The sequence below is a fragment of the Rathayibacter sp. AY1E6 genome (assembly GCF_002931115.1).
Lineage (GTDB): Bacteria > Actinomycetota > Actinomycetes > Actinomycetales > Microbacteriaceae > Rathayibacter.
The window spans coordinates 275,899-287,393 of the sequence record NZ_PSVK01000001.1; the positions used below are offsets into that span (position 1 = coordinate 275,899).

Sequence of the window (11,495 nt, forward strand, 5' to 3'; positions counted from 1 at the left end):
GACGCCCTTGAGAACCCGGCCACCCTCCCCAGCCGACCGCGCCGAGCCGGTCGGGGACCGGCTCGCCACAGGCCCGGCGAACCGGCGATCCGCGTGCCAGCGGATCGTCGTAGCCGGACGCATGACGCTCTCACGAACCCGGCCACCCTCCCCAGCCGACCGCGCCGAGCCGGGCAGGGACCGGCTCGGATTCAATACAGACAGTTCGGCCCCAGCAGGCTCTTCAGCTCGCCGAAGAGGTCCGGGGTGATGCGCACGGGGAACGGCACCTCGAACACGCGGGCCGTGTCGCCCTTGATGAGCTTCAGCCGCACCTCGGTCTGGCCGGAGTGGCGGATGAGCACGTCGCTGAGCTGCGAGACCGTGTCGGTGGTCGCGCGCGACTCGGGCATCGAGACGGTGAGCGGTCCCGAGTCGCCGTCCTGGCTCATCTCGGGGGCGAACAGGCTGAACGCGTGCAGGTTCATCCCGTCGTCGCGCATGCTGACGCGGCCTCTGACGACGACGATGGAGTCGTTCGTGAGCGCCGGGGCGAACTCCTGGTACGCCTTCCCCATGAACATGCAGGTGATCTCGCCGCCGAAGTCCTCGACCTGGATCATCCCGTACTGGTTGCCGGAGGCCTTGGCCATGCGGTGCTGGACGCTTGTGACGAGGCCCGCGACGACCACGGTCTCGCCGTCGGCGATCGTCTCCGAGATCAGCAGGTCGGCGATCGTGGTGCTGTAGTGCTTGGCGAGCTCGGTCTCGAGTCCGGCGAGCGGATGGTCGGACACGTAGAGCCCGAGCATGTCGCGCTCGAAGGCGAGCTTGTCGCGCTTGGCCCATTCGGGCCGCTCGGGCACCTGGATCGCGGCCTGCGGCTCGTCCCAGAGGCTGTCGAAGTCGAAGCCGACCTGGCCGTTCGCCTCGTTGCGCTTCTCCCCCACCGCCGCCTCGACGGCGTCCTCGTGCACCTCGACCAGGGCGCGGCGGGTCGAGCCGAGCGAGTCGAAGGCGCCGGCCTTGATGAGCGACTCGATGGTGCGCTTGTTGGTCACCTGCAGCGGCACCTTGCGGAGGAAGTCGTGGAACGTCTCGAAGCGGCCCTTCTCCTCGCGGGCGGCCCTGATGCCCTCGACGACGTTCATGCCGACGTTGCGGACGGCGCCGAGGCCGAAGCGGATGTCGGTGCCGACGGCGGTGAAGAAGCCGATCGATTCGTTGACGTCCGGCGGGAGCACCTTGATCCCCATCCGCCGGCACTCGTTGAGGTAGGCGGCCATCTTGTCCTTGGAGTCGCCGACGCTGGTGAGAAGCGCGGCCATGTACTCCGCGGGGTAGTGCGCCTTGAGGTACGCCGTCCAGTAGGAGACGACGCCGTACGCCGCCGAGTGCGCCTTGTTGAAGGCGTAGTCGGAGAAGGGCAGCAGGATGTCCCAGAGGGTCTTGACGGCCTCCATCGAGTAGCCGTTGGCGATCATGCCGCCCGAGAAGCCCTCGAACTGCTTGTCCAGCTCGGACTTCTTCTTCTTGCCCATCGCGCGCCGCAGCAGGTCGGCCTGCGCGAGCGTGAAGCCCGCGAGCTTCTGCGCGATCGACATGACCTGCTCCTGGTACACGATCAGGCCGTAGGTCCCTCCGAGCACCTCCGAGAGCGGCTCCTCGAGCTCCGGATGGATCGGGGTGATCTCCTGCACGCCGTTCTTCCGCAGCGCGTAGTTGGTGTGGGAGTCGGCGCCCATCGGGCCCGGCCGGTAGAGCGCGAGGACTGCGGAGATGTCCTCGAAGTTGTCGGGCTTCATCAGTCGGAGAAGGCCGCGCATCGGGCCGCCGTCGAGCTGGAAGACGCCGAGCGTGTCGCCACGCGCGAGGAGGTCGTAGGCGGCCTGGTCGTCGAGCTCGAGGTCCTCGAGCACGAGGTCCTGTCCGCGGTTGGCGCGGATGTTGTCGAGGGCGTCGTCGATGATCGTGAGGTTCCGCAGCCCCAGGAAGTCCATCTTGATCAGCCCGAGCGACTCGCACGCGGGGTAGTCGAACTGCGTGACGATCTGGCCGTCCTGCTCCCGCTTCATGATCGGGATGATGTCGAGCAGCGGATCGCTGGACATGATGACGCCGGCCGCGTGCACGCCCCACTGGCGCTTGAGGTTCTCGAGTCCGAGCGCGGTGTCGAAGACCAGCTTGGCCTGCGGGTCCTCGGCGATGACGTTGCGCACGTCGAGCGCTTCCTTGTAGCGCGCGTGGGCGGGGTCGTTGATGCCGCTGAGCGGGATGTCCTTGCCCATGATCGCGGGCGGCATGGCCTTCGTCAGCTTCTCGCCCATCCCGAACGGGAAGCCGAGGACGCGCGAGGCGTCCTTGAGAGCCTGCTTCGCCTTGATGGTGCCGTAGGTGACGATCTGCGCGACGCGCTCGTCGCCGTACTTCTCGGTGACGTAGCGGATGACCTCGCCGCGGCGACGGTCGTCGAAGTCGACGTCGAAGTCGGGCATGGACACGCGGTCGGGGTTGAGGAAGCGCTCGAAGATCAGGCCGTGGCGCAGCGGATCGAGGTCGGTGATCTTCATCGCGTAGGCCGCCATCGAGCCGGCACCGGAGCCGCGGCCGGGACCGACGCGGATCCCGTTGCGCTTGGACCAGTTGATGAAGTCGGCGACGACGAGGAAGTAGCCGGGGAAGCCCATCTGCAGGATGACGCGGGTCTCGTAGTCCGCCCGGTCGCGCACTTCCTGGGAGATGCCGTCCGGGTAGCGCTCGCGCAGTCCGGCCTCGACCTCCTTCACGAACCAGGTGTCCTCGGTCTCGCCCTCCGGCACCGGGAAGCGCGGCATGTAGTTCGCCGAGGTGTCGAACTGGACGTCGCAGCGCTCCGCGATGAGGAGCGTGTTGTCGCAGGCCTCGGGGTGGTCGCGGAAGACCTGGCGCATCTCGCGCGGCGACTTGAGGTAGAACTCGTCCGCGTCGAACTTGAAGCGCTTGGGGTCGTCGAGGGTGGTCCCGGACTGCACGCAGAGCAGCGCCGCGTGCGAGGTCGCGTCGTGCGCGTGCGTGTAGTGCAGGTCGTTGGTGGCGACCAGCGGGAGGTCGAGGTCCTTCGCGAGCCGGATGACGTCGCCGATCACCCGCCGCTCGATGTCGAGGCCGTGATCCATGATCTCGGCGAAGAAGTTCTCCTTGCCGAAGATGTCGCGGTAGTCGGCGGCCGCCTGGCGGGCCTCCTTGTACTGGCCGAGGCGCAGGCGCGTCTGGACCTCGCCGCTCGGGCAGCCCGTGGTGCCGATCAGGCCCTCGGAGTACTGCGAGAGGATCTCGCGGTCCATGCGCGGCTTGAAGTAGTAGCCCTCGATCGACGCGCGCGAGGAGAGGCGGAAGAGGTTGTGCATGCCCGTCGTGGTCGAGCTGAGCAGCGTCATGTGGGTGTACGCGCCGGAGCCGGACACGTCGTCCCCTCCGCCGTCGCCCCAGCGGATGCGGGTCTTGTCGGAGCGGTGCGTCCCCGGGGTGAGGTAGGCCTCGGTGCCGATGATCGGCTTGATCCCCGCCGCCGTCGCGGTGCGCCAGAAGTCGAAGGCGCCGAACACGTTCCCGTGGTCGGTCACGGCGATGGCCGGCATACCCTCCTCGACCGCCGCGTCGATCAGCGGCTTCACTCGCGCTGCACCGTCGAGCATCGAGTACTCGCTGTGCACGTGGAGGTGGACGAAGGAATCGTTACTCGGCAAGGATGCGCCTCCGGCGGACTGCGGGCAGGGGAGGGATGGCCGGCGACCCGGGAGGGCCCGTGGACACGGCGGGAAGAAGTCTAACCGCGCCGGACGCGGGTCCGGCCGGGAGAGCGCGGATCACTCCCCGCGCAGCACCTCGAGGGCGTGCACCAGGTCGTCGGGGTACGACGCCTCGAACTGCACCCACTCCCCCGAGCCCGGGTGGGTGAAGCCGAGCCGGACTGCGTCGAGCCACTGGCGGGTGAGGCCGAGCCGCTTCGAGAGGGTCGGATCGGCGCCGTACATCGCGTCGCCGACGCACGGGTGGCGCTGGGCGGCCATGTGCACGCGGATCTGGTGGGTGCGGCCGGTCTCGAGGTGGATCTCGAGGAGGGAGGCGAACGGGAAGGCCTCGATCGTCTCGTAGTGGGTCACCGAGGGCTTGCCGTCGGCGCGGACCGCGAACTTCCAGTCCGAGGACGGGTGGCGGCCGAGCGGGGCGTCGATCGTCCCGGCGAGCGGGTCGGGGTGGCCCTGCACGACCGCGTGGTAGACCTTCTCGACCGTGCGGTCGTGGAACGCGCGCTTGAGGTGCGTGTAGGCGCGCTCGGACTTCGCGACGACCATGAGGCCGCTCGTGCCGGCGTCGAGCCGGTGCACGATGCCCGCGCGCTCGGCCGCACCGGAGGTCGACACGGTGAAGCCCGCGGCGGCGAGGGCGCCGAGCACCGTCGGTCCCTCCCAGCCCACGGCGGGGTGCGCGGCCACTCCGACCGGCTTGTCGATCACCACGATGTCGTCGTCGTCGTGCACGATGCCGAGGCCGGGGACCGCCATCGGCACGATCCGCGGCTCCTCGCGCGGGTTCCACTCGACGCTCAGCCAGGTTCCGGCGCGCACGCGGTCGCTCTTGTCGAGGACCCGTCCGTCGGCGCTCACTCCGCCCGCCTCGGCGACCTCGGCCGCGAAGGTGCGTGAGAAGCCGAGCAGCTTCGCGACGGCCGCGTCCACGCGGAGGCCGTCGAGCCCGTCCGGGACCGGCAGCTCTCGGGACTGCACCATCAGCGTCCGCCGGGGCGGTCGGCGTCGCGGGCCGCCTCCTCGACGGAGGAGGCCGCTGCGCGGGCGCCCGCTCCGGGGGCGGCGGGAGCGCCGTTCTCGGACACGACCTGGTCCTGCTCGTCGCGGCCCGCGCGCTCACGGGTGCCGTCGAGGCCGACGCCCCGCACGCTCAGGAGGACGAACAGCGCCATCGCCGTGCAGATCGCGATGTCGGCGACGTTGTAGATCGCCGGGAGCAGCCACGGCGTGAAGAGGAAGTCGACGACGTGTCCGAGCCCGAAGGAGGGCTCTCGGAACAGCCGGTCGAAGAGGTTGCCGAGGGTGCCGCCGAGCAGCAGGCCGAAGAAGACGCCCCACGCGGTGGAGCGGATCCGGCGCGAGAACCAGATCACGGCGACGACGACGCACGCCGCGATGATCGAGAAGATCCAGGTCGACCCGCTCGCGAGGGAGAAGGCGGCACCCGGGTTCTTCACGTAGTGCAGGATCAGGACGTCGCCGAGGACATGGACGTCCTCGCCCAGGGTCAGGTTCGTCGTGACCAGGAACTTCGCGGTCTGATCGATCGCGAAGACCGCGAGCGCGACGAGGCCGAGGGTGACGAGCACCCTCGGCCTGACGTCCGCTGCGGCGGGACTACGCCCCAAAGCCCGACAGCGAGGACTCCGTCGACGCCGGCTGGGTGTCGAGGTCGCGGAGCTGGCCCTCGATGTAGCTCTTCAGCTTCTGGCGGTACTCGCGCTCGAAGGTGCGGAGCTCGTCGATGCGGTGCTCGACCGTCGCGCGCTCCTCCTCGAGCTTCGCGACCTGCTGGCGCTGCTTGGCCTCGGCCTCGGCGACGATGCGGGCGGCCGTGGCACGGCCCTCGGCGACGAGAGCGTCGCGCTTCTCGGCACCCTCGCGCACGTGCTCCTCGTGGAGGCGGCGGGCGAGCTGCAGGAGTCCGCTGGAGCTCTCGGCCTCGTCGACCGGAGCCGACTGCGAGGAGCTGACGGGAGCGACGACCGGTGCGGGAGCCGGGGTGGGCTCGGGCTCGGGCTGCGGCTCCGGCTCGGGTGCCTCGTCGACCACCGGGGCGGGAGCAGGAGTGCTCTCGCGCGTGGCGTCGGAGACTCGGGCGTCCGAGGGGCGGCTGTCGTCGGAGGAGAGGCGCTGACGAAGCTCCTCGTTCTCCTGGTTCAGGCGGCGGAGCTCCACGACGACCTCGTCGAGGAAGTCGTCGACCTCGTCCTGGTCGTATCCCTCACGGAACTTGGTCGGCTGGAACCGCTTGTTGACAACGTCTTCGGGAGTGAGCGCCATGGCTTTCCACCTTCGATTTCAAGTAGGTACACGTTTAACAACGCGCGACTAAAGCTAGCAACTTCAGGCGCACGGCGCAGTGCTGACACCGCGGGGAACGTCCGGACGTGCCAACGATACAGGGACGGTCAGGCGCGCTGGAGCCACGTGGCGATGTACATGCCCACGATGACGCAGAGCATGGTGAGGCTCCAGCCGAAATCGAGCGCGATCGGACCGATCGAGACCGGCTTGATCAGGCGTCGGAAGAAGCCGATCGGCGGGTCCGTGACGGTGTAGACGCCCTCCGCGGCGACGAGGCCGGCACCGCGGGGGCGCCAGTCGCGTCGGATCACGCGGACGAGGTCGAGCACGAACCGCGCCCACATCGCGAAGAAGTAGAGCAGCAGCACGAAGTACAGGACGCTCCCGAGGAGCGAGACGACGGAGGTCACCGGGGGCCAGGGCTCCCCGGGATCAGGACTTCGCGAAGAACGACGCGTCGGCGTCGCTCTCGGCGGAGGCGGAGTCGCCGGCGACGGTGATGTGCGACGGCGAGAGCAGGAAGACCTTGCTCGTCACGCGCTCGATGCGGCCGTAGAGGCCCTGCGAGAGTCCGCTCGCGAAGTCGATGAGGCGGCGGGCGTCCGCATCGCTCATCTGCGAGAGGTTGATGATCACGGGGATGCCGTCGCGGAAGTTCTCCGCGATGACCTGCGCGTCGCGGTACTGCTTCGGGTGGACGGTGAGGATCTCGTTCATCTCGGCGGGTGCCGTCGCCTTCGGGGTCTGGGGGGTGGGCTTGCGGAGCGGGGTGACCGTCGCGCGGGGCTGCTGCACCGGCTCGACGGGAGGGACGGGCTGCACCGGGGAGACCGGTGCGCGGTGGGCCGTCGCCGGGGCCGCCTCGACGGGCTCTGCGCGCTCGTACTCGACCTCTTCGTCGGCGAGTCCGAGGTAGACCATCGTCTTCTTCAGCGGGTTGGCCATGGGGTGTCCTCCGTGTCGTGTGTGCTCCCACAGGTGGGTCACCACGAGGTTAGGTGCGGGCGGGGCGTTCTCCGGTGATTGCCGATCCGATTCGCAGGTGTGTCGCACCCTCCGCGATCGCCTCGGCGAAGTCGTTCGACATGCCCGCCGAGATCGCCGTGGCGGAGGGCTCGACGGCGCGCACGCGGTCGGAGATCGACCGGAGCCGGGCGAAAGCCGGACGGGGCTCCTCGTCCAGCGGAGCGACCGCCATCACGCCGCGCAGCGTGAGGCCGGGCGCCCCGGCGAGAGCCTCGGCGAGGGGCTCGACGTCGGCGGGCGACGCTCCCCCGCGGTCGGGATCCTCGGTGAGGTTGACCTGCAGGAACACGTCGAGCGGATCCTCCCCCGCCTCCAGCAGCGGAACGAGCGCGAGCCGGTCGACGGAGTGGACCGCGTCGGCGTAGCGGCGCACCTGGCGCGCCTTCTTGCTCTGGAGCTGCCCGATGAAGTGCCAGCGCGCAGCGGTCCCCGCCAGCTCGGCCGACTTCTCCTGCGCCTCCTGGTGCCGGTTCTCGCCGAAGTCGACGACGCCCAGCTCGAGGAGGTCGCGGAGCAGCGACACGGGGTGGAACTTGGTCACCACGATGGTCGTGATCGAGGACGCCTCGCGACCGGCCGAGCGGGTCGCGTCGGCGACCCGCTCGGAGACCTCGGCCCAGCGCGCGGCCAGCTCCGGATCCGGCACGACTACTTGAGGAAGTCGGGGATGTCCAGGTCGCTGTCGTCGTCGTCGAAGGACGGGTCGGCGACAGGGGCCGGGGCGGCGACGGGGGTGCTCGACCAGATCGAGCCGGCCGCAGGGGCGGCGGCGGGAGCCGGGACGGGCTCGGCGGCCGACTCGCTCGCCGAGCTCTGCTGCTGGCGCGGCTGGGCGATCGCGGCCTGAGCGGTCCCGCCCGGCTCTCCGCCGTCGAAGCCCGCGGCGATGACGGTGACGCGCACCTCGTCGCCGAGCGTGTCGTCGATCACGGCACCGAAGATGATGTTCGCCTCGGCGTGCACCGCCTCCTGGACGAGGCGCGCCGCGTCGTTGATCTCGAAGATGCCGAGGTTCGAGCCGCCCTGGATCGAGAGGAGCACGCCGTGCGCGCCGTCGATGCTGGCCTCGAGCAGCGGTGAAGCGACGGCCAGCTCGGCCGCCTTGATCGCGCGATCGGCGCCGCGCGACGAGCCGATGCCCATCAGCGCCGAGCCCGCGCCCTGCATGACCGACTTCACGTCGGCGAAGTCGAGGTTGATCAGGCCGGGCGTGGTGATCAGGTCGGTGATGCCCTGGACGCCGGCGAGGAGCACCTGGTCGGCGGTCGCGAAGGCCTCGAGCATCGAGATGCCGCGGTCGCTGATCTCGAGCAGGCGGTCGTTCGGGACGACGATGAGCGTGTCGACCTCGTTCTTCAGCGTCGCGACGCCGGCCTCGGCCTGCGTCTGCCGACGGCGTCCCTCGAACCCGAAGGGCTTGGTCACGACGCCGATGGTGAGGGCGCCGATCGACTTGGCGATCCGCGCGACGACGGGCGCGCCGCCGGTGCCGGTACCGCCACCCTCGCCCGCGGTGACGAAGACCATGTCGGCCCCCGCGAGGACCTCCTCGATCTCCTCGGCGTGGTCCTCGGCGGCGCGGCGGCCGACCTCGGGGTCGGCGCCGGCGCCGAGTCCGCGGGTCAGCTCGCGGCCCACGTCGAGCTTGACGTCGGCGTCGCTGAGCAGGAGCGCCTGTGCGTCCGTGTTGATCGCGATGAATTCGACACCGCGCAGGCCGAGCTCGATCATGCGGTTGACGGCGTTGACGCCGCCACCGCCGATGCCGACGACCTTGATCACGGCGAGGTAGTTCTGGTTTGAAGTCACGTCTCCGGCCTCCGGGCTGAACCTTAAACCTGTAGTTGAGGCTTAAAGTTATGCTGAGTATGCATTTGGGGTTCGGCTCCGACGGTAGGCGGAGTCCGGTCGCGCTCCCAGCAGACACGCCCGCAACGCTCGAAAGAACGCGCGGATCCGCCGCCGGTCAGGGCCGGGGCGCCACGACGGCGGCCTGGGGCGAGGACACGTCGTAGATGCCGACGACGGCGGGGTCGGTCGCGGCCATCAGCTTCTCGAGCACGACGGCCTTGAGCGCCGACTCGTCCGACCCGCCCCAGACGACTTCCGTGCCGTTCTGCAGGGTGAGCGAGACGTCGTCGCCGGTCGTGGCCGTGGCGGCCGTCACCTGCGGAGCGAGCGACGCGGGCAGGGAGCGCAGCACCCGCGCGGTCGCGCGGAAGCCGGCTCCCGAGGCGTCGCCGGACGCGGTGGTGAGGACCGGGTAGCCGGGCTGCGCCGAGTCCGCCGTCTCGATGACGACTCCGGCCGCGTCCACGAGCTCGAAGCGGCCCCCCGCCGCGATCACGCCGAGGGGCGAGCGCTCGACGATCGACACCACGAGGGTGCTCGGCGGCCGGGTCTGCACCGAGTAGCTCTGGATGAGCGGGGACGCGCCCAGCACGCGGCCGACCTCGTCCCGGTCCACCAGGGTGAGCGGGACGCCGAGCTGGTCGTCGAGCTCGCTCTGCAGGGCGGCGGCGTCGACGCGCTGGGTGCCCGAGATCTCGATCGTGCGCACGGCCATGAGCGGCGAGAAGGCCGCGACTCCGACGATCAGGGCGAGGGCGACGAGCGACCCGGCCACGACCAGGGCGATCAGGCGGCGCCGACGCGCGCGCTTCGTGAAGCGGCGGACCTCCCCCCGCTCGTAGCGCCTCCGCTCGCGGGCGGCCCGGGAGACGGCCCGGTTCTCGGCTCCGGGCAGGCGCAAGCCCGAGAGGGTGCGGCGGACCGCGCCCGCGCGCGACGGAGTGCGCTCGGCCGGCTCCGGGTCCACGCGGATCGCGGAGACGATCCGGATCGGCTCGGTGTCCGGCTCCGGCTCGCCGCCGCGCGTGGGGACGCTCCGACCGGGCGCCGGAGGGCGTCCGCCGTCGGGCCGCTTCACGGCCGCTCCCCCGCTTCGGGCGCGAGGACCGCGGTCATCGTGCGACCGGCGCGGCCTCGCTCGCGCCGAGCGACTCGAGCACCTGCGGGATGATCCGGTAGACGTCGCCGCAGCCGAGAGTGATGACGAAGTCGCCCTCGCGCGCGATGCCGGCCGCGAGGCGGGCCGCCTCCGCCCAGTCCGGGACGAACGAGACGTGCGACGGGTCGGCGAACTTCTCGCTGACCAGCGCTCCGGACACTCCGGGCTCCGGATCCTCGCGCGCCCCGTAGACGTCGAGGACGATCGTCTCGTCGGCGTAGCGCTCGAGCGTCTCGGCGAACTCGCGGGCGAAGAGGCGGGTGCGGCTGTAGAGGTGCGGCTGGTGCACGGCGATGATGCGGCCCTCGCCGACCACGGTGCGCGCGGCGGAGAGGGCGGCGGCCACCTCGGTGGGGTGGTGGGCGTAGTCGTCGTAGACGCTGACTCCGCGGACCGCTCCGTGCAGCTCGAAGCGGCGCTCCGTGCCTCCGAACGCCGACACGGCCTCGAGCGAGGCGGCCGGATCGAAGCCCAGGCCCACCAGCACTGCGAACGCGCCGGCCGCGTTGATCGCGTTGTGCCGGCCGGGGACGCGGAGGCGGGCCGAGTAGCGCCTGCCCTCGTACTCGACCGAGAAGCCGACGGGGCCGACGAGGTCGAGGTCGACGACGCGGACGTCCGCCCCCTCGGCCTCGCCGAAGGTCAGCACCCGTCCGCCGTCCAGCCGCTCGGTGACGCGGACGGCGCCGGGGTCGTCGGAGGAGATGACGACGAGCTCGCTCGCGGAGGAGGCGAAGGTGACGAAGGCATCCTCGAACGCCTCCAGCGATCCGTAGTGGTCGAGGTGGTCCGGGTCGACGTTCGTGATGAGGGCGACCGCGGTGTCGTAGAGGAGGAAGCTGCCGTCCGACTCGTCGGCCTCGACGACGAAGACCTCGCCGGAGCCGGCGGCGGAGGAGGTGCCGAGGCTCTCGATGATGCCGCCGTTGACGAAGCTGGGGTCGGCGTCGACGCCGAGCAGGCCGGTGACGATCATGCCGGTCGACGTGGTCTTGCCGTGCGCTCCGGCGACCGCGACCAGGCGCTTGCCGCGCACCAGCCAGGCGAGCGCCTGCGAGCGGTGCAGCACGGGCAGGCCGCGCTCCTTCGCGAGCAGGTACTCCGGATTGTCGGGCCACAGGGCGGAGGTGACGACGACCGCCTCGGCGTCCCCGAGGTTCGCCGCGTCGTGGCCGATGGCGACCGGGACGCCGAGCTCCCGGAGCTGCTCGATGGGGTGGGACTCGCGGACGTCGGAACCGGTGACCCGGTGCCCGGCGTGGTGGAACAGCCGGGCGATCCCGCTCATCCCGGAGCCGCCGATGCCGATGAAGTGGACCGAGCCGAGCTCGTCGGGGACGGTGATGCCGAGGTCGGGCTTGATCACGGGGCTCTCGCTTTCGGGT

The 11,495-nt window shown here is 70.7% G+C and carries 10 protein-coding genes; all 10 read right to left on the reverse strand.

Annotated elements, in window-relative coordinates; genetic code table 11:
• Nucleotides 1-191 precede the first annotated feature (191 nt).
• Nucleotides 192-3,653, reverse strand: coding sequence for a DNA polymerase III subunit alpha (dnaE, locus tag C5C46_RS01255; RefSeq protein ID WP_244229655.1), 3,462 nt, complete (start codon nucleotides 3,651-3,653; stop codon nucleotides 192-194).
• A 171-nt stretch (nucleotides 3,654-3,824) separates the two neighbouring features.
• A complete protein-coding gene (locus tag C5C46_RS01260) occupies nucleotides 3,825-4,745 on the reverse strand; it encodes an RluA family pseudouridine synthase (protein ID WP_104225445.1) in 921 nt (306 codons plus the stop codon).
• Nucleotides 4,746-4,747: 2 nt separating this feature from the next.
• Nucleotides 4,748-5,356 carry a signal peptidase II gene (gene lspA / locus C5C46_RS01265; protein ID WP_104225364.1) on the reverse strand — a complete coding sequence of 203 codons (609 nt, stop codon included), beginning with the start codon at nucleotides 5,354-5,356 and terminating at the stop codon, nucleotides 4,748-4,750.
• Nucleotides 5,357-5,384: 28 nt separating this feature from the next.
• Nucleotides 5,385-6,050, reverse strand: coding sequence for a DivIVA domain-containing protein (locus tag C5C46_RS01270; protein ID WP_104225365.1), 666 nt, complete (start codon nucleotides 6,048-6,050; stop codon nucleotides 5,385-5,387).
• 128 nt (nucleotides 6,051-6,178) lie between these two features.
• Complete coding sequence (locus C5C46_RS01275) at nucleotides 6,179-6,484, reverse strand: YggT family protein (RefSeq protein WP_258059242.1); 306 nt, start codon at nucleotides 6,482-6,484, stop codon at nucleotides 6,179-6,181.
• 22 nt (nucleotides 6,485-6,506) lie between these two features.
• Nucleotides 6,507-7,019, reverse strand: coding sequence for a cell division protein SepF (locus C5C46_RS01280; protein WP_104222599.1), 513 nt, complete (start codon nucleotides 7,017-7,019; stop codon nucleotides 6,507-6,509).
• Nucleotides 7,020-7,068: 49 nt separating this feature from the next.
• Nucleotides 7,069-7,746, reverse strand: coding sequence for a YggS family pyridoxal phosphate-dependent enzyme (locus C5C46_RS01285; RefSeq protein WP_104225366.1), 678 nt, complete (start codon nucleotides 7,744-7,746; stop codon nucleotides 7,069-7,071).
• Between the two features lie 2 nt (nucleotides 7,747-7,748).
• A complete protein-coding gene (gene ftsZ, locus C5C46_RS01290; RefSeq protein ID WP_104222597.1) occupies nucleotides 7,749-8,909 on the reverse strand; it encodes a cell division protein FtsZ in 1,161 nt (386 codons plus the stop codon).
• 157 nt (nucleotides 8,910-9,066) lie between these two features.
• Nucleotides 9,067-10,029: a cell division protein FtsQ/DivIB gene (locus C5C46_RS01295; protein ID WP_104225367.1), complete on the reverse strand. Its 963-nt coding sequence runs from the start codon at nucleotides 10,027-10,029 to the stop codon at nucleotides 9,067-9,069.
• A 34-nt stretch (nucleotides 10,030-10,063) separates the two neighbouring features.
• Nucleotides 10,064-11,476, reverse strand: a complete 1,413-nt coding sequence (gene murC / locus C5C46_RS01300; RefSeq protein WP_104225368.1) for a UDP-N-acetylmuramate--L-alanine ligase — start codon at nucleotides 11,474-11,476, stop codon at nucleotides 10,064-10,066.
• Nucleotides 11,477-11,495: the final 19 nt, after the last annotated feature.